Source organism: Stenotrophomonas sp. YJH_SMC_20, from assembly GCF_059367845.1.
Genome location: NZ_JCAFRG010000002.1, coordinates 60,889 through 80,501 on the forward strand (window position 1 = coordinate 60,889; position 19,613 = coordinate 80,501).

General features: G+C 66.7%; 19 protein-coding genes. 3 read left to right on the forward strand and 16 right to left on the reverse strand.

The window, feature by feature from the left end; genetic code table 11:
- The gene (locus tag AC5P6A_RS03640; RefSeq protein ID WP_058980052.1) at window positions 1-2,103 is read right to left on the reverse strand and encodes a sensor histidine kinase; all 2,103 of its coding nucleotides are present in this window, start codon (window positions 2,101-2,103) and stop codon (window positions 1-3) included.
- 130 nt (window positions 2,104-2,233) lie between these two features.
- Between AC5P6A_RS03640 and AC5P6A_RS03645 the strand changes: the two genes are divergently transcribed.
- Complete coding sequence (locus tag AC5P6A_RS03645) at window positions 2,234-4,993, forward strand: bifunctional diguanylate cyclase/phosphodiesterase (protein ID WP_134731944.1); 2,760 nt, start codon at window positions 2,234-2,236, stop codon at window positions 4,991-4,993.
- A 185-nt stretch (window positions 4,994-5,178) separates the two neighbouring features.
- Here the strand turns inward: AC5P6A_RS03645 and AC5P6A_RS03650 are convergent, their stop codons facing one another.
- From AC5P6A_RS03650 to AC5P6A_RS03685, 8 genes are all read right to left on the reverse strand, one after another.
- Window positions 5,179-6,354 carry a GAD-like domain-containing protein gene (locus AC5P6A_RS03650; RefSeq protein WP_329843016.1) on the reverse strand — a complete coding sequence of 392 codons (1,176 nt, stop codon included), beginning with the start codon at window positions 6,352-6,354 and terminating at the stop codon, window positions 5,179-5,181.
- Between the two features lie 54 nt (window positions 6,355-6,408).
- Window positions 6,409-6,915 carry a hypothetical protein gene (locus AC5P6A_RS03655; protein ID WP_134734882.1) on the reverse strand — a complete coding sequence of 169 codons (507 nt, stop codon included), beginning with the start codon at window positions 6,913-6,915 and terminating at the stop codon, window positions 6,409-6,411.
- A 67-nt stretch (window positions 6,916-6,982) separates the two neighbouring features.
- Window positions 6,983-7,198 carry a hypothetical protein gene (locus AC5P6A_RS03660; protein ID WP_005416471.1) on the reverse strand — a complete coding sequence of 72 codons (216 nt, stop codon included), beginning with the start codon at window positions 7,196-7,198 and terminating at the stop codon, window positions 6,983-6,985.
- 98 nt (window positions 7,199-7,296) lie between these two features.
- Entirely contained in the window at window positions 7,297-8,487 is a 1,191-nt protein-coding gene (locus AC5P6A_RS03665; RefSeq protein WP_019659632.1) for a methyl-accepting chemotaxis protein, read from the reverse strand.
- A 163-nt stretch (window positions 8,488-8,650) separates the two neighbouring features.
- Window positions 8,651-9,265 (reverse strand): high frequency lysogenization protein HflD, encoded by a 615-nt coding sequence (gene hflD, locus AC5P6A_RS03670; RefSeq protein WP_495222232.1) that lies wholly within the window; start codon window positions 9,263-9,265, stop codon window positions 8,651-8,653.
- Window positions 9,262-10,404: a tRNA 2-thiouridine(34) synthase MnmA gene (gene mnmA, locus AC5P6A_RS03675; protein ID WP_227844939.1), complete on the reverse strand. Its 1,143-nt coding sequence runs from the start codon at window positions 10,402-10,404 to the stop codon at window positions 9,262-9,264. The genes hflD and mnmA overlap by 4 nt, the downstream gene beginning before the upstream one ends.
- Window positions 10,401-10,862, reverse strand: coding sequence for an NUDIX hydrolase (locus AC5P6A_RS03680; RefSeq protein ID WP_019659635.1), 462 nt, complete (start codon window positions 10,860-10,862; stop codon window positions 10,401-10,403). The genes mnmA and AC5P6A_RS03680 overlap by 4 nt, the downstream gene beginning before the upstream one ends.
- Before the next feature lies 1 nt (window position 10,863).
- Window positions 10,864-11,337 carry a hypothetical protein gene (locus AC5P6A_RS03685; RefSeq protein WP_021201774.1) on the reverse strand — a complete coding sequence of 158 codons (474 nt, stop codon included), beginning with the start codon at window positions 11,335-11,337 and terminating at the stop codon, window positions 10,864-10,866.
- 112 nt (window positions 11,338-11,449) lie between these two features.
- Between AC5P6A_RS03685 and clpS the strand changes: the two genes are divergently transcribed.
- Window positions 11,450-11,776 (forward strand): ATP-dependent Clp protease adapter ClpS, encoded by a 327-nt coding sequence (clpS, locus tag AC5P6A_RS03690; protein ID WP_019659637.1) that lies wholly within the window; start codon window positions 11,450-11,452, stop codon window positions 11,774-11,776.
- Between the two features lie 100 nt (window positions 11,777-11,876).
- Here the strand turns inward: clpS and AC5P6A_RS03695 are convergent, their stop codons facing one another.
- Window positions 11,877-12,689, reverse strand: a complete 813-nt coding sequence (locus AC5P6A_RS03695; RefSeq protein WP_155029507.1) for an APH(6) family putative aminoglycoside O-phosphotransferase — start codon at window positions 12,687-12,689, stop codon at window positions 11,877-11,879.
- 138 nt (window positions 12,690-12,827) lie between these two features.
- Here AC5P6A_RS03695 and clpA point away from each other — a divergent pair, with 138 nt between their 5' ends.
- Window positions 12,828-15,113, forward strand: coding sequence for an ATP-dependent Clp protease ATP-binding subunit ClpA (gene clpA, locus AC5P6A_RS03700; RefSeq protein ID WP_021201776.1), 2,286 nt, complete (start codon window positions 12,828-12,830; stop codon window positions 15,111-15,113).
- 68 nt (window positions 15,114-15,181) lie between these two features.
- Here the strand turns inward: clpA and AC5P6A_RS03705 are convergent, their stop codons facing one another.
- The 6 genes from AC5P6A_RS03705 to trxB all read right to left on the reverse strand — a co-directional run bounded on the left by AC5P6A_RS03705 (window position 15,182) and on the right by trxB (window position 19,478).
- On the reverse strand, window positions 15,182-15,559 hold the full coding sequence (locus AC5P6A_RS03705) for a hypothetical protein (protein WP_227844940.1): 378 nt from the start codon (window positions 15,557-15,559) through the stop codon (window positions 15,182-15,184).
- 128 nt (window positions 15,560-15,687) lie between these two features.
- Window positions 15,688-15,960 carry a hypothetical protein gene (locus AC5P6A_RS03710; protein WP_058980068.1) on the reverse strand — a complete coding sequence of 91 codons (273 nt, stop codon included), beginning with the start codon at window positions 15,958-15,960 and terminating at the stop codon, window positions 15,688-15,690.
- Window positions 15,961-16,131: 171 nt separating this feature from the next.
- Complete coding sequence (gene infA, locus AC5P6A_RS03715; protein WP_005409596.1) at window positions 16,132-16,350, reverse strand: translation initiation factor IF-1; 219 nt, start codon at window positions 16,348-16,350, stop codon at window positions 16,132-16,134.
- 86 nt (window positions 16,351-16,436) lie between these two features.
- Window positions 16,437-17,177, reverse strand: a complete 741-nt coding sequence (gene aat / locus AC5P6A_RS03720; RefSeq protein WP_134731970.1) for a leucyl/phenylalanyl-tRNA--protein transferase — start codon at window positions 17,175-17,177, stop codon at window positions 16,437-16,439.
- A gap of 102 nt (window positions 17,178-17,279) precedes the next feature.
- Window positions 17,280-18,404 carry a GNAT family N-acetyltransferase gene (locus AC5P6A_RS03725; RefSeq protein WP_227844941.1) on the reverse strand — a complete coding sequence of 375 codons (1,125 nt, stop codon included), beginning with the start codon at window positions 18,402-18,404 and terminating at the stop codon, window positions 17,280-17,282.
- A gap of 102 nt (window positions 18,405-18,506) precedes the next feature.
- Window positions 18,507-19,478 carry a thioredoxin-disulfide reductase gene (trxB, locus tag AC5P6A_RS03730; protein WP_019659647.1) on the reverse strand — a complete coding sequence of 324 codons (972 nt, stop codon included), beginning with the start codon at window positions 19,476-19,478 and terminating at the stop codon, window positions 18,507-18,509.
- Window positions 19,479-19,613: the final 135 nt, after the last annotated feature.

Sequence of the window (19,613 nt, forward strand, 5' to 3'; positions counted from 1 at the left end):
TCAGTAGTCCGGTGACTCGGCGGCGGCCATGCTGGCTGCCTGGTAGGGGAGATGAACGTCGATCAGGGTGCCTTCACCGTGCGCGGATTCGATCCGTACATGGCCACCGACGCTCTGCGCACGCTCGCGCATCACGATCAGGCCCAGTCCGCGCGGGCCGTCGGGGTCGAAACCCTCGCCGTCGTCGCGGATCTGCAGGTGCAGGCCGCGCTGGCCGACGTCGCGCAGCTGCAGCTGTACCTGGCTGGCACGGGCGTGGCGCAGCACGTTGGTCAGGCTTTCCTGGGCAATACGGAAGCAGGCCTGCTCGATGCTGTTGTCGGGACGGTGCGGCAGCGGCTCGATCTCGGCCAGCAGCTCCACCGGCGAGGAACGGAACAGTACCCGTGCCTGCCAGCTCAGCGCCGCTTCCAGGCCCAGTGCGTCCAGCTGCGGCGGCCGCAGCAGGGTAGAGATGTCGCGCAGCTTGGCCACCGTGGTATCGGCCAGGCTGACGATCTGTGCCAGGTCCTCACCGCGGCGTTGCGGATCGTCCTCGTCCTGCGCGGCATAGGCAGACAGCTTGATCGCCGTGATCGCCTGGCCGATATCGTCGTGCAGGTCGCGCGAGATCGCGCGGCGCTCATCCTCCTGCAGCGAGAACAGGCGGCCGGCCATGGCCTGCAGTTCGCGGTTGCTGGTTTCCAGTGCGCTGCGGATGCGTTCGGAATCACTGAGATCGCGCACGATCAGCAGCTTGCAGTCGCGGCCGCCATAGCGCACCTCGCCCACTGCCAGGCCGGCATGGAAGCTGCGGCCATCTGCGCGCTGCATCGCCACCACGCTGCTGTGGCCCGGCCCCAGGTGCAGCTGGCCCGCACGCAGCTGGCTGCGCACGCGGGCCAGATCGGCGCTGTCCACCAGCGCCGAAAGCGGTTCGCCCAGCAAGGTGTGGCTGCCATAGCCGAACAGGCTGGCGGCCCAGGCGTTGGCGTACAACACGTGTTCGTCGGCGAGGATCACCACACCATCGGGCAGCACCCGCACCAGCTCGCGGAACTGTTCCTCACGCTCGCGCAGCAGGCGACGCGACTGCTCGCGCTCGGTCACGTCCTGCAGGGTGCCCAGCACGCGGCTGCGGCCAGCTTCATCGATACCGCTGGCGGCGCGCAGGTGCACCATCAACGCGCGCCCGTCCATCGACAGGACGGGCAGCAGCACGTCCACCTGCACCGGCTCGCCGGAGCATAGTTCGGCCAGCAGCTGTTCGGTCTGGGTGGCAGTGGCCGGATCGGCCGGCACCAGCAGTTCGTCGAAGCGGTGCCAGCGGCGGGCCTCGGGCGGGCGGCGGCCAAGCAGCCGGTAGACCTGGTTGGAGTAGCGACCCAGCCCGGTGGACGGGTCCAGCTCCCAGGCGCCGATACGGGCCAGCTCGTGGGCTTCCTCGACCCGGGCCAGCGCCTGGTCGCGGCGCAGCTGGGCCAGGTCTTCGGCGGTGCGGTCGATGGCAATCAGCAAGCGGGCGTTGTGGCCGTCATAGCTGATGGCGTTGGACCGCAGCTCCATCTGCCGTAGCGAGCCATCACGCAGTTGCAGCTGGGCACGCAGGATGCAGAGCTCCTGCGGCGCCTCGCGGATCGCCTCCAGCTTGGTCTGCAGTGCCTGGTCCTGGCCGGGCGGCCACAGCACGTCGATGGTCTTCTCCAGAAGGTCACCGCGCTCCCAGCCGAACGCGCTGCAGGCAGCCGGATTCGCGTCGAGGATCGCCAGCGTGTCCAGGTCGTAGACCAGGATCGGGCCGGGATTGCCCTCGAACATCTGCCGCAGGCGCAGCTCGGAGGCCTGTTGGCGCGCGTGGGTGTGCAGCACGTGCTCGGCCAGCGGGCGCAGCAGCAGATACAGCAGGCCTGCGCTGGCCAGGGCGAAGAACGAGCCCTTCAGGCCCTGCCACAGTGCCGCCTGCTGCGGATCGGGCACCAGCGCCTGCACCACGCTGTCGGTAGAGATCATCCAGGCCAGCGCCATCACCAGGTAGCTCAACACCACCCGGCGGCGGTCACGGCTCAGCGCCTGCGCCATCCGCGGGTCGGGAACAGGGGCGTTGCCGGTCGGTTCTGCAGGCATGGACGAGGCGGGTGACAGGGGCGCTGGTCATCTTACCCCGCAGCGCGCCGTGACCACTCAATTATCCGCCGCAGGCGCCGTTAACCACTGCGTGCCCCGCTGACGGGCGTGTCATCCGGAGCAAGATCGCGTGGACCAAGGGATCATCGCCAGCCTGCTGCAGCACCCGCTTGCGTCGGCGCTGGTCATCGTCGACCGTACCGGGCGTCCGCTGGCGGCCAATCCGGCCGCGCGCGAGCATGGCCTGCCAGCCACCGTGGCGGCCTATGCGCCGATGCTGGAAGATCTGCGCCTGATGGCCGCCGATGGCGGCATCGTGGCCTGCACGCTGCCGGGCGGCCCGCGCGGCCACTACGACGGCCATCTGCGTGCGGTGCACGACGGCGCCGGCAACCTGCTGGCCTTCACCCTGAGCATCCCCGAGCCGGTGCCGGTGGACGGGGGAGGGCGCTGGGAGCTGGCGCTGGACAGTGCCGGCCACAGCCTTTGGGACTGGGACATCCCCAGTGACCGCGTGATGCGGACGCCGGCGCTGGGCGACGAGACCGCCACCGAGCTGCTGGCTCGGGTGCACAGCGAGGACATCGCCCTGGTGCGCGCAGCGCTCGACGAGCACCTGCATGGGCGCAGCGAGCAGTACAGTGCACAGTTCCGCTTTCGCCAGGCCGATGGCCAGTGGCGTTGGGTGCTGGATCGCGGCCGCGTGGTCGCGCGCACCGCCGATGGCCAGCCCCTGCGCATGGTCGGCACGCATACCGATATCGAGCAGCAGAAGCAGCTCGAATCGCTGCTGCAGGAACAGCAGCTGCACCTGAGCGAGGCCCAGCGCATCGCCAGCATGGGCAGCTGGTCGTTCGATCCCAACAGCGGGCATTTCTGGTGGTCGCCGGAACTGCGTTCGCTGCTGGCCCTGGAGCAGGGCGCCGTTCCGGGCCAGCGGCGTTGGCTGAAGCAGCTGCATCCACGCTCCCGCGGCGCGCTGCGCGCGGCATGGCGGCGGTTATGGCGCGATGGCCGCGCTGCCAACCTCGAGCTGGAGCTGACCCGCGGCCATGAGCCTTCGCAGCACCTGCGCCTGTGGATGCAGCCGCTGCTCGACATGGACGGGCAACCCAAGCGCCTGCTCGGCCAGGTGCAGAACATCACCGAACAGCACCAGACCGATGCGTTGATCCGCTGGCGCACCGAACTGCTGAACCGGGTCTCCGCGCTGGGCCGCATCGGCGGCTGCGAGATCGAGGTGCAGACCCGCAGCATGCAGTGGACCGAGGAGTGCTACCGCATCCATGGCCTGCGCAAGGAACCGATCACCCTCGACCAGGCGTTGGCGCTGTACACGGAGGACTCGCGCAACGCGTTCGAGGCGGCACTCGCCCGTATCGCCAACGGCGGCCTGCCCGAGCAGCTGGACCTGTGCTTCTACCGCCAGTCCGGCCTGCGCGTGTGGGTGCAGGTGCTGATTGAACTGGACCGCCGTGACGGCCTGCCGCCGCGATTCGTTGTCCTGTTCCGTGACATCACCCGCGAGCGCGAAGCCAACGAACGCATCGAACTGCTGGCCCACTACGATCTGCTGACCGGCCTGCCCAATCGTGTGCTGCTCGGCGAGCAGACCGCCGAGGCCATCGAGGAAGCACGCGACCGCGGAACCTCGCTGGCGATGCTGTTCATCGATCTGGATGGCTTCAAGACCATCAACGACAGCTTCGGCCACGCCACCGGCGATGCGCTGCTGAAGGCGGCGGCCACCCGCCTGCACCAGAACCTGCGCAACAACGACCTGTTCGGCCGCTTCAGTGGCGACGAGTTCATTGTGGTGCTGCGCGACCTGGCCGAGCCGGAAGACGCCGGCCACGTGGCGCGCAAGCTGATCGCCTCGTTGGCCGAGCCGCTGCGCCGTGGCGAGACCACGTTGAAGGTCGGCGCCAGCGTCGGCATCGCGATGCTGGGCGATGCGCAGACCGACTTTGATTCCCTGCTGCGTGCTGCCGACGCCGCGATGTACGCGGCCAAGGAAGCCGGGCGCAATACCTACCAGTACTACAGCCAGGACGCATTGGCCCGCATCCAGCGCCGGCTGGACGTCGAGCATGCCCTGCATGGGGCCATCGAGCGCGACGAGTTCAGCCTGGCCTACCAGCCGTTGCTGCACGCTCACCACGGTGAGCCACCGGCGATCGAGGCACTGTTGCGCTGGCACCGGCCCGGGATTGGCTACTGCAGCCCGGCCGAGTTCATTCCCATTGCCGAAAAGTGCGGCGAGATCGTGCGCATCGGCGACTGGGTGCTGAACGAGGCCTGCCGCCAGGCAACAGCCTGGGACCGCGCCGGACTGCAGTTTGATCGCATCGCGGTCAATGTGTCGGCGGTGCAGCTGCGTGATCGTGGCTTCGCCGAACGCGTGATCGAGATCTGCCATGCCCATGGCTGGCCGCCGCAACGGCTGGAACTGGAGCTGACCGAGTCGGCGCTGATCCGTGACACCGACATCCTGCGCCATTGCTTCGACGTGCTCGAACGGCACGGCGTACCGTTGGCGGTGGACGACTTCGGCACCGGCTTCTCCAACCTCAATTATCTCAACCGCTTCCCGGTGGGGCGCCTGAAGATCGACCGCAGCTTCGTGCAGGGCATGCTGCACGACTCCGGTACGGCCGAAGTGACCCAGGCCATTGTGCACCTGGGCCATGCGCTGGGCATGAAGGTGGTGGCGGAGGGCGTGGAAACGCACCAGGAAGAAGACATGCTGCGCCGCCAAGGCTGCGACGAGATCCAGGGTTACCTGTACTCGCGCCCGCTCAGCCCGCGCGACCTGGCGCAGTGGTTGCGCCAGCCACAGCCGGTTTCGCTGCGCACCGATGCCAGCGGCGAAGCGGTGCTGGTGCGCTGACCACCCGACGCTGGTAGGTGCCGACCGTTGGTCGGCACGGATGCATGTACCTCGCGATCATCCACGCATGGCGTGGTTCTACTTGCAGCACCTGCAGTGGCGAGTGCCGGAGCCTGCCACGGTGGGTGCCGACCGTTGGTCGGCGCCGATGCCAGAGATCGCGACCAGCAATGAACGGCGCGGGTTTACCTGTCTTCAGCATCAGACCGCAAGGACCGTCTTGCTGCTGTCTGCTTGGCGAGTGACTTCAATTCAGCGAGACGATCCCGCTTGACCAGGTGCGCTGCCTGCCAGCCACCTTCAACAACCGAGGGTGAGAAGCTGTAGATCTCGTTGGGAGCCAGGTGGCCCAGTAAATCGAGTGCGCGTGCGTACAGGGGCTGCTCGTCATCGTCGGTGGCATCGAGATCGGGCGCGTCCAGGACGTGCAGCAGGAACTCCAGTTTCCAGTTGCGTTCAGTCGCGTCGGCAGTGGCTGCTACATCCGAGTCCGCCCAAACCTGTCCGCTGTGCGGGTCGATGCTGATATGCATGGAGGTGTTCTCTCCACACAAGAACATCTGGCCGAAAGGTGTCACCGCATAGGCATGGAACCGATCAGCACCCTCCATCGGAGTGCCCTGCAGGAAGGCTGCGACAACCCCTGAGTACAGGTGCGGATCGACCAAGATGAGCCTGTCGTCGCGATAGCGTGCGAACCCGTCGCGTCGCCACAGCGCCAGCAGCAGGTCGGGCAGCACGCCCTTCCATGCGGCAAGAGCCGCCTCGGAGAGCGCCTCGCCCCGGGAGCTCGCACTGAAGCTCTCCATGAACGCCCTGGTTTCAAAGCTTGATTCCTGCGCTTCGATGCCTGGTTCCACCAACGCATTCCTCCCGGCGTCGAATGGCAGATAACCCAGGAATGTCAGCATTCGCTCGGCCTGTGTGGCTTCCTTGTTCGCCTCCTGAGTTGAGATGATGGCCGCTGTGTTTCCAGAGACGAGCAACAATGTTCCCGCCGAAAGGCTTTGCCACGGCTCGTTCAGCACCAGATAGCGCTCGGGTGCCTCGTCTACATCCGCGTCCAGGATGATGACCTGTGGACCATCCTTCACACACCCGGCGGAGATCTCGACAGTTGCATCGGTCATACCTGCATCAGGATCGGTCACATCTACAGGTGCGGAGTAGGGCTGTTGAAATTCGCCGAAGGACTGGAGCGCTTGGTGAAGGGCGAGCAGGGAGTCGGGATCTACGGCAAGCGGTTCTGAAGCAACCGGGAGCTGCAAAGCGAGTGAAAGGCAGAGGGCGGCGCTGGTCATCGGGCTGATCTGAACCGGAATCGGCCCTTTACGATGAAGGGCCGAGCGCTCACGATCCATGCAAACAATCCGAAAATCGTGAGTCGCGGGGCATCATCCACGCATGGCGTGGATCTACCTCGAAAATTCCGCCTTCAACTGCATGCGCAGGGCCTCGACGACGGCCGCATAGCGCCGCTTCTGGACCAGATAGCTGGCCAGGAACAGCGGCAGTACCAGCAGCATCGGCGCCACCATCGGGCGCATCGCCACCAGCGGCAACAGCAGCAGCGACAGGATCGCCACGAACCAGCTGCACAGGCCCGTCACCCGCACCTCGTGCCGTCGCGCGTTGAGTACGATGCGACCGCGCATCACCGGGAAGTAGCGCAGGCCGAAGCTCGGCGCGAAGCTCTCGCGGAACGCCATGCTGCCATCGGGCAGCGCATGGAAGGCCAGTCGCAGCCACTTGTCCTGCGGCAGGTCACGTTCCAGGCTTCCCAGCGAGAGGCGGGCCTGCATGGCCGGTGACGCCGCAATGCGTTCGTTGAACAGGGTGATGCCCCAGCTGAAATAGCTGGCCGCCCAGGCCATCATAAGGACGGTCTCGATCAGCAGAAGTGCGATCAGGGCGATGGCCATCGGTCTTCCATGAAGGATACCGGTGGATCATGCCATGCGCGACGGCCCATCCACGCATGGCGTGGATCTACTTAAGCGCATCCCCATCCAGCCCGAGATCCCAGGCCAGGCCCAGCAGCGCCTCGTCCGCCCGCGACGGGGCCGGGCGCGCGTCCGCCAGCTGCTGCAGCTCGCGGATCTCCTCGCGTGCCACATCCTCCAGCTGTTGCAGCTGCTCACGCACGCTCGCGTTGCGCGGGCGCTCGGTGTCGGTGAGGGCGGGCAGGGCGCGGATCAGGGTCATGGTGCGCGTACAGGATGCATCCAATGGCGGGTTACAGGCAAAGGCCCCGGACGAACCGGGGCCTTGCGGGCTGCCGGCGAGGGCAGCGGACATCGGGATCAGAACAGCTCGACGGTGCCGGCGCCCATGCTCTGCTGGGCAACCGGCTTGTGCGGCGGGCGTTCCCATTCGCTGCGCAGTTCGCGCAGGCGGCTGCCGGTGCGCTGCAGGGCGGTGGCGATCTCTTCGTCGAACACGCCGCCATTGCGGTGCAGCAGTTCCTGCAGCGCCACCGCTTCACGGTTGATCGCGGTCAGGCGGTCCAGGTGGGTGTGCACGCCGCCCAGGGCCTGGGTGGCGATGTCTTCGAACTGCAGGGCGCGCACGGCTTCAGCCACGCTGCCATCGATCGCACGGGCGCACTCGGACACTTCACGCATGCCGTCGCCCAGCGAGGCATTGATCTGGGCCACGTTGTCGAGCATCGCGGCCGCTTCCTGGCGCGCTTCACGGGAGCGGTCCATGTCGCGCGAGGCCATGTGCGAGACCGTCTCGCGCACCTTGGCAATGGCGTCCTTGGAGCTGTGTGCCAGCTTGCGGATCTGCTCGTTGAAGGTGGTCGAGCGCTCGGACAGGTTGCGCACTTCGTCGGCGACCACCGCGAAGCCTCGGCCGGCTTCACCGGCACGCGCGGCTTCGATGGCGGCGTTCAGCGCCAGCAGGTTGGTCTGGTCGGCGATCGACTTGACGTCTTCCAGCAGCGCGAAGATGCCATCCAGGTGCTGCGCCATCTGGTCGATGTGCTGCACGGTGGTGCTGCTCTGGCCGCTGACCTGTTCCAGTGCTTCCACCAGCTGCTCCATGCGGTGGCTGGCGTGCTGGGCGAAACGGGCAACGTCGAGGCCGGCATTGCCTTCATCACCGGCGCGGTCGACGATGCGCGACAGGGCCTGGCTCTGCTGGCGCGACTTGCGGTTCATCGCATCGAAGCTGCCACCGAGGCTGGAGACGGCCTGGCGGATCAGGTCACGGGCGCGTTCCACTTCGCCGCGCGAACCCTCAATCTCGTTGCCGACGAAGTTGCGCAGTTCGGTCAGCAGCTGGTCCTGCTCACGCAGGACACGGGCATGTTCCGGGGAACGGTGCGCCTGGGCGCGGGTGGTCCACCACGCAAAGCCGAGCCAGCTCAGCGTCATCGTGGTCAGGATCGCCCAGCGCAGGGCGGCCGGCCATTCGAAACCGATGGCGAAGGGGAGCAGCAGGGTCAGAGCCAGGGGGGCGGCCAGACGGATGAAAATGCGTGAGTACATGGACGTTCTCGGGAGGTGCACGGAGGATGTATCGGCCGTACCCCCTTTCTCTTTAACGTCGATGTGCCCCGAAGTGCATTCTGAATGCGCCGGTTTTCCGGCGCTGGCGGTGATTCGGTGTCCGATTCCCTTTTCCATGGAAAAGCGCCCGGACCCCATGCGCTTACGCCAGCTGGCGGTCCACCGCCTCGATCATCGCCTTGCGGCCGAACAGGAAGTCCCAGTAGCTGCCGCCCAGCTGCCGCCATAGCACCGCCGAGCGCACCGCTGCCAGCAGCAGGGCGCGGATCTCGGCCACCACGCCAGCCTGGCCCAGGTAGTGCGGGTTGCCCTGCACCATCACCCGCGGCTTGAGGTGGCTGATGGTGTCCGCGTACAGGCTGCCCAGGCTGGCCAGCACATCCGGGTGGCCGCTGTCGCCCAGCTCGGCGGCCTGGCGCTGGGCGCGCTCGATGCCCGAGGCGACCTTGTTCACCGTGGCGCCATCCTGAACGAAGCGGCGCTCCAGCTGCAGCACCGACAGGGCCAGCTTGGGCAGGATCGGATCCTGGCCGTGGTTGCGGAAGTAGTTGTGCAGCAGGCGCAGCCCGGCCTTCAGTGCATGGCGGTCACCGAATACCGCCTGCGGCGAGGACGCATCGACACGGAACACGCTGTCCACGGCGGTGCGCACGGCGGCGGCGTCGGAATGGCCGGTATCGGCGATGCGGCGTACCTGCTGCAGGGCCTGGGCAATGCCGGCCAAGGCCAGGACGCGGTCGTCGACAGTGAAACTCATGCAGCAGATACCTCAAAAGGGGAGGGGGTGGTGCGCAGGCGCTGTTCCAGCGGCGCATCGGTGGCGGCGATCACCGCGCCACCCAGGCACACATCACCGTCATACAGCACCAGCGATTGACCGGGGGTGACGGCACGCTGCGGGCGCGCGAAGGTGACCAGCACGCTGCCATCGTCCAGCACGTTGACCGTACACGGCTCATCGGGCTGTCGGTAGCGGGTCTGGGCGGTGCATTCGAAGCGCCGCGCGGGTGGCGAGCCCGCGATCCAATGCGCCGCCTCCGAGCGCAGGCGTTCGGACAGCATCCATGGGCTGTCGCGGTCCTGGTCGACGTACAGCACGTTGCTGGCCACATCCTTGCCGACCACGTACCACGGTGCGGCCGGGCGGCCGCGTACGCCGCCGATGTTCAGGCCCTCGCGCTGGCCCAGGGTGAAATAGAACACGCCCGGATGTTCGGCGATCACGCTGCCGTCGGCCGGGTCAAGGATCTGGCCGGGCCTGGCCGGCAGGTAGCGGCCGAGGAATTCGCGGAAATCCCGCTCGCCGATGAAGCAGATGCCGGTGGAATCCTTCTTGGCGTGGGTCGGCAGGCCGACGTCGCGCGCAATCCGGCGCAGGTCGGTCTTTTCCAGGTCGCCGATCGGGAACAGGGTCGCTGCCAGCTGCGCCTGGCCCAGCTGGTGCAGGAAGTAGCTCTGGTCCTTGGAGCGGTCGGCGCCACGCAGCAGCAGCCATTGGCCACCGCGCTGGGCTACGCGCGCGTAATGGCCGGTGGCGATGCGCTCGGCGCCCAGCTCGCGGGCGGCATCCAGGAAATGCTTGAACTTCACCTCGCGGTTGCACAGCACGTCCGGGTTCGGCGTGCGGCCAGCGGCGTACTCGGCCAGGAAGTGCTCGAACACACCCTGCCAGTACTCGCTGGAGAAGTCCCGGAAGTGGAACGGGATACCGAGCAGGCCGCATACGGCGACCGCATCGCGGCGGTCATCCTCAGCGCGGCAGTCACCGCTGCCGTCGTCGGCCCAGTTCTGCATGAACAGGCCTGCCACGGCCTCGCCCTGCTGTACCAGGCGCCAGGCCGCGACGGAAGAGTCTACGCCACCGGAGACGCCTACCATCACGCGCGGCGTGCTCATGCGACCTCCCGGACCAGCGAAAGCGGATGGCGCTGGCCACCCAGGTAATCAGCCACCACCTGCCAGACCAGCGGGCTGCGCTGGCGCTCGCCGGCGGCCTGCAGCTCGGCCGGGGTCAGCCACAGCGCGCGGTCGATGCCGGTGTCCAGCGGCTGCGCCGGGTCGTGCGAGAGCGGGCGCGCTGCGTAGCAGAAGCGCAGGAACGCGGTGCCGTCGCCGGCAGTCCACTGGTAGCAGCCGATGAAATGGGTCAGCTGCACCGTCCAGCCGGTTTCCTCGCGGGTCTCGCGCAGGGCTGCCTCGGCCAGGCTTTCGCCCGGCTCGAGGTGGCCGGCAGGCTGGTTCAGCACCTGGCGGCCGTCGATGGTCTCTTCAACCAGCAGCACGCGGCCGCCGTCGACCACCACCGTGGCGACGGTGGCGTGCGGTGCCCAGCGCGGGTCCGGCGTGGCGTTCAACTCAGAACTCGTCCTTCTTGGTCAGCTCCAGCTCCATCGCGTCGGCGGTGCGGATGGCCGCATCGATGGCGTCACTGAGCTGGTCCGGGGTGGCATCGGCATCGATCTTCACCACGAACATGGCGGTGGTGTCCTGCTTGACCCAGCCGCCCATCTTGGCGTCCTGCGAATCCTCCAGCAGGCGGTTGGCCACGGCCACCGGGAACTGCTTGGTCTTGGCGTTGTACGCCGGCGACCAGATCTCGCGGATGTTGTGGCTGCCGAAATCTTCCACCGCCGAGCGCACGTAGACCATCTGGGTGCGGTCACCCTCGACGTCGAAGACCATGCGGTAGTCGCCGTCCTCGTCGACTTCATAGGTATAGCCCAGCTTGTCCAGGTGGCGGCCCACGGACTTGTCGGCGGTGGTTGCGGCGGTGGCGGCGCCGGCAGGAGCCAGGGCGATCAACAGGGCGGTAAGAAGGGTCCTTTTCATGAAGATCCTGTGAAACAGTGTTGAGAGAAGATGCAATTGTGACGGCGGCCGTGCGTGCCGTCCAATCTGCGGCGGGCCGACGCAGGCTTCTCCGAGCCTCTATAATGGACGGATGCCCCATGAGTCCTCCCCCGATTCCCAGCACGAGCACGGCGTTGCCGTAGAACCTGCGCGCCCGGAAGTGGCGCCGCCGCCGTTCTACCAGGTGATGCTGCTCAATGATGACTACACCCCGATGGATTTCGTGGTGGACGTGCTCCAGCAGTTCTTCAACATGGACCTGGACAAGGCCACGCAGGTGATGCTCCACGTCCATACCCGCGGCCGCGGCGTGTGCGGGGTGTTCACCCGCGAAGTGGCCGAGACCAAGGTGGCCCAGGTCAACGAGTATTCGCGGATGAACCAGCATCCGCTGCTGTGCACGATGGAAAAGGCCTGACCGGCCTTTTGTAGAGCCGAGCCCATGCTCGGCTGCTGTTCGTGCAGGTATCCAGATCGCTGGCAGAGCAGCCGAGCGCAGGCTCGGCTCTACAGCCGGATCACGCTTCCGCCAGCGCCTGCAACGCCATCCTCGCGACCGATTCGTCCACAACCGCTGGGTCGCCATCATCGCGGAACCACACCGCCGACAGCCCTGCGCTGGCAGCTACCCAACGCAGCAGGCGGGTGCGCTCGAGGCCGGCCAGCGCGGTCACCTGTTCTACGCGCGCGGCAAACCGCTCGGGCCGGGTGGCCACATGGATGCCCGGGCCGCAGAGATCCGGGTTGCTGAACAGCGTCGTGTAATCGAACGCGCGATCGCCCAGCAGCCGCTTCGGGTCGATCGCCAGCCAGCCGCGCGCGCCGAAGTCGAGCACGTTGTCGTGGTGCAGGTCGCCGTGCAGCGGCCGGATCTCCTGTTCGTCACGCAGCACCCCCTCCGCCAGTGATCTGCACTGTTCCAGCAGTGGCGGCAGCGCAGCCCTTGGCTGCAGCAGGTCGGCGAACCATCTACGCAGGCAGACCAGTTCCGCTGGCGGCGCGCTCCGTGGCCGGTGCAGCCGCTGCAGGACCTGGCACAGGATCGTGGTGCAGGCGTCATCGTCGCCCGCGATCGAGCGTTGCCGCAGCGAGTCGCCGCTGGCACGCTCGATCAGGATCGCCGGCCCCTCGTGGGCCAGCAGGCGGGCAGCGCCATCACCGTCCCACCAGCGCAGCAGGCGGTGGCTGTTCTGCTCCTCCGCTTCGCTGCTGATCTTCAGCATCGCCGGCGCGCCGGCAGCGGTCAGCACCGGCCAGAGCCGGGCGTGGGGCGTGCAGATGGCCGGGCCATCACGCCGCAATCGCCAGCGGCTCAGGTAGGGTTCGCTCATGCCGGTTGAGATCTTCTGGAGTGAATGAAGATCAAGCGTTCTGCAGTGCTAACGCCATCTGAACGCAGCAATCCGCTAGGGTGATGGAAATCGCGTAGTCAGGCCGCATATTGTTCCCATCTGCCGCCGGAGTAATCCATGTTCAGCAAAGACCTCGAACACACCATCGGCCAGTGCTACAAGCGCGCCCGTGAGGCCCGGCATGAGTTCATGACGGTCGAACACCTGCTGTTGGCACTGCTCGACAACCCGTCCGCCCAGGCCGTACTGAAGGCCTGCGGTGCCGACGCCGAACGCCTGCGCCAGGAGCTGGAGCAGGCCATCGAGGCCTCGGTGTCCCGCCTGGCCGAAGATGACGGCCGTGACACCCAGCCGACCCTGGGCTTCCAGCGGGTGCTGCAGCGGGCCGTGTACCACGTGCAGTCCTCGGGCAAGAAGGAGGTCACCGGCGCCAACGTGCTGGTCGCCATCTTCGGCGAAAAGGACTCCCACGCCGTCTACTACCTCAACCAGCAGGATGTCACCCGGCTGGATGTGGTCAATTACCTGTCCCACGGCATCGCCAAGCTGGGCGAGGAAGGCGAGCAGCCGTCCTCTTCCTCCGAGGGTGAGGGCCGCATGGAAGGCGGGGATGGCGAGCCGAAGGGCGATGCCCTGACCGAATTCGCCAGCAACCTCAACGAACAGGCCCGGTCCGGCCGCATCGATCCGCTGGTCGGTCGTGGCGATGAGATCGAGCGCACCATCCAGGTCCTGTGCCGGCGCCGCAAGAACAATCCGCTGTACGTGGGCGAGGCTGGCGTGGGCAAGACCGCCATCGCCGAGGGCCTGGCCCGCCGCATCGTCGAGGGCTCGGTGCCCGACGTGCTGGCCGACGCGGTGATCTACTCGCTCGACCTGGGCGCGCTGGTGGCCGGCACCAAGTACCGCGGCGACTTCGAGAAGCGGCTGAAGGGTGTGTTGACCGCGCTGAAGAAGGTGCCCAACGCGGTGCTGTTCATCGACGAGATCCACACCATCATCGGCGCCGGCTCGGCGTCGGGTGGCACCATGGATGCGTCCAACCTGATCAAGCCGGCGCTGGCCTCCGGCGAGCTGCGCTGCATCGGCTCGACCACCTTCCAGGAATATCGCGGCATCTTCGAGAAGGACCGGGCGCTGGCCCGCCGCTTCCAGAAGATTGATATCGTAGAGCCGACCGTGGGCGAGGCCTACGAGATCCTGCAGGGCCTGAAGTCCAAATACGAGCTGCACCACAGCGTGACCTATTCGGACGAAGCGCTGCAGGCGGCGGTGGACCTGTCGGTGAAGCACATCGGCGACCGCCTGCTGCCGGACAAGGCCATCGACGTGATCGACGAGGCCGGTGCCCGCCAGCGCCTGCTGCCGGAGGGCCAGCGCAAGGAGCTGATCGACGTCGAGGAAGTGGAAGCGATCGTGGCCAAGATGGCGCGTATCCCGACCAAGCAGGTCAGCGCCACCGACAAGGACGTGCTGCAGCATCTGGAGCGCAACCTGAAGATGGTGATCTTCGGGCAGGATCCGGCGATCGAGACGCTGTCCTCGGCGATCAAGCTGGCCCGCTCGGGCTTGGGCAACCCGGAGAAGCCGATCGGCAACTTCCTGTTCGCCGGCCCGACCGGCGTCGGCAAGACCGAGGTGACCAAGCAGCTGGCGCTGCAGCTGGGCATCGAGCTGGTCCGCTTCGACATGTCCGAGTACATGGAGCCGCATTCGATCAGCCGCCTGATCGGCGCCCCTCCGGGTTATGTCGGCTTCGACCAGGGCGGCCTGCTGACCGAGAAGATCGTCAAGACACCGCACTGCGTGCTGCTGCTGGACGAGATCGAGAAGGCGCACCCGGACATCTTCAACATCCTGCTGCAGGTGATGGACCGCGGCGTTCTGACCGATACCAACGGTCGTGAAGCCAACTTCAAGAACGTGGTGCTGGTGATGACCACCAATGCCGGCGCGGCACAGGCCTCGCGGCGCTCGATCGGCTTCACCAAGCAGGACCATGCCACCGATGCGATGGAGACCATCCGCCGCAGCTTCACCCCGGAGTTCCGCAACCGCCTTGATGCGGTGGTGCAGTTCCAGGCGCTGGGCTTCGAGCACATCCTGCGCGTGGTCGACAAGTTCCTGATCGAGCTGGAGATGTTGCTGCAGGACAAGCACGTGAGCCTGTCGGCCACCCCGACCGCCCGCGACTGGCTGGCCCACCACGGCTTCGACCCGCTGATGGGTGCGCGCCCGATGGCCCGCGTGATCCAGGACAAGATCAAGCGTCCGCTGGCCGACGAGCTGCTGTTCGGCAAGCTGGTCAACGGCGGCAAGGTCAGCATCGATGTCCGCGACGACGAGCTCGTGGTCGAGACCCAGGCCGAACCGGAGCGGCTGCTGCCGGTTACGGTGGAGTGAGCTGAATGCTTGGCGTGAAAGACTGGGAATGACAAGGGCGGCTTCGGCCGCCCTTGTCCTGTCTGCTGTCACCGGCTTCGGCGGCGCGCTTCGCGCGTGAACCGCCCGGCATCGATCGGCTCGATGCGCGCGACCTCGCAGCTGCCGCGACCGGTGTCCAGAGCGCTTCGGCCCTCGCTGCACAGCTCGTCAGCCTCCTTGCCGTCGGTCTTGAAGCCGAGGCGGGTGGCCAGCACGGCAGAGGGGCAGCTGTTGCGGAAATGCACCACATAGTGGTCTTCACCGGAGCGAAGCAGGACGTTCCTGTCAGCGCCGGCGCGAACGATCTGCTGTTCGCCGGTCAGTGGTACGCATTGCGCCGGCGGGGTGCCAGCGGCATGGGCGGGCGGCGCCACCAGGGTGATGGCAGACAAAGCCAGGGGGACCAGCAGGGAAGACAGGTTCATGGCGGGGCAGGGGCGGCGATCCGGACTGGATCGGATCCCAGGATGCCGCCGCCGCTGCAAATGCGAATCTGCCGCAAGCAGGGCTGACCGACGCCACGGTGAGATCGGTCACGATGACCTTTGGCGCATCAGGCCGCGATCGAGCGGAACCCCTGTTGCCGGCCCTGGTCGCCGCCGTCTTCGATGACAAAGGCGACCGCCTCGTGCGGAATGTGCAGGCGCTGCTTGAGCGTACTGCCCATGTGCGATATCTCGCGCTGCACGGCCAGGTACAGGGGATGCGAGGCGTCCATGCTGGTGCAGACCAGGCAGGGCTGACCGAACCAGGTGCCGTCCGGGCCCTTGCTGGCGTAGCAGCGGCTGGTGACGGACTGCGGGTCAAGTACGATCAGGTAAGTCATGCACGCAAGGTCTCGTGTGAAGAACGCGTAGAGCCTAGGGCTCCCGCGCGCTGCTGGATTTCAGACAAGGACGAAAATCGAACGACCCCGGAGACTTTGACTTTATTCCGTGCACGACAAAGGGCCGGAAGCGAGGCCGGCCCTGTCGGAGTGGCGCACTGCGCCGACCGCTTACTTCATGCGGTAGGTGATACGACCCTTGGTCAGGTCGTACGGGGTCATTTCAACCTTGACCCGGTCACCGGTGAGGATGCGGATGTAGTTCTTGCGCATGCGGCCGGAGATGTGGGCGATGATTTCGTGCCCATTTTCCAGACGAACGCGGAAAGTGGTGTTCGGCAGCGTCTCGCTGACGGTGCCCTCGAACTCGATGGAATCGTCTTTCGACATGTAGTCCTGTGCGGTTCAGAAAACGGCCACGCTGGGCCTAAGGCGCGGTATTTTACGCGTGATGGGCCCGGCTTGCAAAGTTTGTGTTAACCCCCGGCCAAACGCCGTGCTGGCAAGCGTCCGACCGCCTGGGTCCAGGGGCCTTCACGGCCGTCACGGTGTACGGCCTGACGGACGTGCTCCAGAAAGTCCGCGCGCGGCAGGTGCTCGGCGCCCATCCGCAGCAGGTGCGGATTCTCCACCTGGGCATCGATCAGTTCCCAGCCCCAGTCACGCAGGGTGGATGCCAGGGCGGCCAGGGCGATCTTGGAGCCGCCGCTGGCGCCACTGAACATGCTTTCGCCGAAAAACATCGATCCGATCGCCACCCCATAGATGCCGCCGACCAGCGTCTGCCGGTCCCAGACCTCGAAGGAATGGGCAAAGCCGAGGTCGTGCAGCTGGCCATAAGCCTCGACCATCGCCGGGCTGATCCACGTACCGTCCTGGCCCGGTCGCGGTGCTGCGGCGCAGGCACGCATCACACGACTGAAAGCGGTGTCGGCGGTGATCTCCCACGTGCTGCCGCGCAACTGGCGGCGGAAGCGGCTGGACAGGTGCACGCCCTCGGTGCGGAACACCATGCGCGGGTCTGGCGACCACCACAGGATTGGCTCGCCCTCGCTGAACCACGGGAAGATGCCGCCGGCATAGGCGTTGAGCAGTCGCACCGGATGCAGGTCGCCGCCCACCGCGAGCAGGCCGTCGGGCTGGTGCAGGGCGGTCTCGGCTGGAGGGAAGGGCGCGTCCGGCGCATCGGCCAGGCGCCAGGGCAGCTGGCGGGTCATGCCGGCATTGTATTCGCCGTGGTGATGCGACTGGGATGCGCACGCGCTGCCGGTGCCAATCTTGGTTGGCACACCTTTCCGGGTGCCTCATCCGGCCCGACTCTACGGCTCTCCTCGGAACGGCCCATGCCCCTGCAGCTCCTGCTGGTACCGCCGCACATCCCGCCGCTCCTGCCGGCACCAGTCCTGCAGTGCTTCTGCGAAATCCGCGTCGGCCACCCAGTGCCGGCTGCGTACCAGCGTCGGCAGGAAGCCACGCGCCAGCTTGTGCTCGCCCTGAGCGCCGGGCTCGAAACGGCTCAGGCCTTCGCGCAGGCAGTACTCGATGCCCTGGTAGTAACAGGCCTCGAAATGCAGGCCGGGCAGGGTAGCGCCACCCCAGTAGCGGCCGTATAGCGTGTCGCCACCGCGCAGGCACAGCGCGCCGGCAATCGGCTCGCCGTCCTGTTCGGCCAGGAACAGCACCAGTCCTCGCCCCAATGAAATGGCCAGATGGCGCAGGAAGGCCTCGGTCAGTGCCGGGGCGTTGCCGTACTCGAGGAAGGTCTGCAGGTAGAAGCGGTACATCGCCTGCAGGTCGGCGCGGCCGGCTTCATCGCCGTGTACCACGCGGAAGCTGATGCCCTGGCGGGTGACCTTGGCCCGTTCCTGGCGGATGTTCTTCCGATGCTTGTGGTTCATCGCACCGAGGAACTGCTCGAATGTCGCCCAGTCGCCCGGGTTCTGCCACTGGAACTGCACGTCCTCGCGCAGCAGCCAGTCATCGCCGAACAGGGCCTCGTCCACTGCGGTGTGGAAGTTGATATGGGCCGAGGATACCTCCAGCGCGGGCAGGGCCTCGCGCAATGCCGAAAGCAGGGCGGCGCGCCCTAAATCGTGACGTGCCAACAACCGCGGGCCAGTGACCGGCGAGTAAGGTACTGCGCCCAGCCACTTCGGATAGTAGTCGCGGCCATGCCGCGCATACGCGTTGGCCCACGCATGGTCGAACACGAACTCGCCGTGAGAGTTGGTCTTCAGGTAGCCCGGAATGGCGCCGACCAGGGTGTTGCCTTCCCAGAGCGTGAAGTGCCGGGCCTGCCAGCCCCAGTCCTCGCGCAGGCAACCGTGCTGTTCAAGCCCGGAAAGGAAGGCATGGCTGACGAAGGGGTTGCGGCCGTCGTGCAGGGCATCCCAGTCGGTCGCGGCAATGGACTGCAGGGAGTCGAGGAAGCGGGGGGAAGACATGGGGGAAGGATAGGGCAGATGAAACAGAAAGGCCGACGCACTGGCGTCGGCCTATCATCCGGAGTCGGGTGTGGCTCGACCCTGCAGGAGCGGGTCAGCCTCTCAGCTGGCCTTGCCCTGGGCGTCCAGGTAGCGCTCGGCGTCCAAGGCGGCCATGCAGCCGAAGCCGGCCGAAGTGATCGCCTGGCGGTAGTGCTGGTCGGCCACGTCGCCGGCAGCAAATACGCCTTCCACCGAGGTCTGGGTGGCGTTGCCGCCCAGGCCCGAGCGGATCTCCAGGTAGCCGTTGTTCATCGCCAGCTGGCCGTCGAACAGCTGGGTATTCGGATGGTGGCCGATGGCCACGAAGAAGCCGTGGGCGTCGATGTCACGGGTACTGCCGTCCAGCGTCGACTTCACGCGCACGCCGGTCACGCCGGCGTCGTTGCCCAGCACTTCCTCCACCTGGTGGTGCCAGACGGTCTCGATCTTGCCGGCAGCAACCTTGGCAAACAGCTTGTCCTGCATGATCTTTTCCGCCTTCAGGGTGTCGCGGCGGTGGACCAGATAGACCTTGCGGGCGATGTTGGACAGGTAAAGGGCCTCTTCCACGGCGGTGTTGCCACCGCCGACCACGACCACGTCCTGGTCGCGGTAGAAGAAGCCGTCACAGGTGGCGCAGGCGGACACACCGCGGCCCTTGAAGGTCTCTTCGGTCGGGATGCCCAGGTACTTGGCGGTCGCGCCGGTGGCGATGATCAGCGCATCGCAGGTGTACTCGTGGCTGTCGCCGATCAGCTTGAACGGGCGCTGCGACAGGTCGGCGGTGTGGATGTGGTCGAAGATGACCTCGGTCTCGAAGCGCTCGGCGTGAGCCTGCATGCGCGCCATCAGGTCCGGGCCCATCAGGCCGTGGGCGTCACCCGGCCAGTTGTCCACCTCGGTGGTTGTCATCAGCTGGCCGCCCTGCTGCAGGCCGGTGATGACGACCGGCTTCAGGTTGGCGCGGGCGGCGTAGACGGCGGCGGTCCAGCCGGCCGGTCCGGAACCGAGGATGACGAGGCGCTGGTGGCGGGAGGGCAGGCTGGTGCTCATGTAGACTCGCGAAAAGGTAGATGGGACAAGGCGCTGGCGATGTTTGCGCAGCATCCGTGGCTGGTCATAGAGTGGCGGCTGGGGCAGGGCGATTCAAGCCGATGAACGGAACGCCGTCATCCAGCAGTGGTTTCG

Excerpts from the sequence above, each read along its gene's own strand:
- AC5P6A_RS03640 (WP_058980052.1), bottom strand. The coding sequence starts at position 2,103 with ATGCCTGCAGAACCGACCGGCAACGCCCCTGTTCCCGACCCGCGGATG.
- AC5P6A_RS03650 (WP_329843016.1), bottom strand. The coding sequence starts at position 6,354 with ATGGATCGTGAGCGCTCGGCCCTTCATCGTAAAGGGCCGATTCCGGTT.
- AC5P6A_RS03655 (WP_134734882.1), bottom strand. The coding sequence starts at position 6,915 with ATGGCCATCGCCCTGATCGCACTTCTGCTGATCGAGACCGTCCTTATG.
- AC5P6A_RS03660 (WP_005416471.1), bottom strand. The coding sequence starts at position 7,198 with ATGACCCTGATCCGCGCCCTGCCCGCCCTCACCGACACCGAGCGCCCG.
- AC5P6A_RS03665 (WP_019659632.1), bottom strand. The coding sequence starts at position 8,487 with ATGTACTCACGCATTTTCATCCGTCTGGCCGCCCCCCTGGCTCTGACC.
- hflD (WP_495222232.1), bottom strand. The coding sequence starts at position 9,265 with ATGAGTTTCACTGTCGACGACCGCGTCCTGGCCTTGGCCGGCATTGCC.
- mnmA (WP_227844939.1), bottom strand. The coding sequence starts at position 10,404 with ATGAGCACGCCGCGCGTGATGGTAGGCGTCTCCGGTGGCGTAGACTCT.
- AC5P6A_RS03685 (WP_021201774.1), bottom strand. The coding sequence starts at position 11,337 with ATGAAAAGGACCCTTCTTACCGCCCTGTTGATCGCCCTGGCTCCTGCC.
- clpS (WP_019659637.1), top strand. The coding sequence starts at position 11,450 with ATGCCCCATGAGTCCTCCCCCGATTCCCAGCACGAGCACGGCGTTGCC.
- AC5P6A_RS03695 (WP_155029507.1), bottom strand. The coding sequence starts at position 12,689 with ATGAGCGAACCCTACCTGAGCCGCTGGCGATTGCGGCGTGATGGCCCG.
- clpA (WP_021201776.1), top strand. The coding sequence starts at position 12,828 with ATGTTCAGCAAAGACCTCGAACACACCATCGGCCAGTGCTACAAGCGC.
- AC5P6A_RS03705 (WP_227844940.1), bottom strand. The coding sequence starts at position 15,559 with ATGAACCTGTCTTCCCTGCTGGTCCCCCTGGCTTTGTCTGCCATCACC.
- AC5P6A_RS03710 (WP_058980068.1), bottom strand. The coding sequence starts at position 15,960 with ATGACTTACCTGATCGTACTTGACCCGCAGTCCGTCACCAGCCGCTGC.
- infA (WP_005409596.1), bottom strand. The coding sequence starts at position 16,350 with ATGTCGAAAGACGATTCCATCGAGTTCGAGGGCACCGTCAGCGAGACG.
- aat (WP_134731970.1), bottom strand. The coding sequence starts at position 17,177 with ATGACCCGCCAGCTGCCCTGGCGCCTGGCCGATGCGCCGGACGCGCCC.
- AC5P6A_RS03725 (WP_227844941.1), bottom strand. The coding sequence starts at position 18,404 with ATGTCTTCCCCCCGCTTCCTCGACTCCCTGCAGTCCATTGCCGCGACC.
- trxB (WP_019659647.1), bottom strand. The coding sequence starts at position 19,478 with ATGAGCACCAGCCTGCCCTCCCGCCACCAGCGCCTCGTCATCCTCGGT.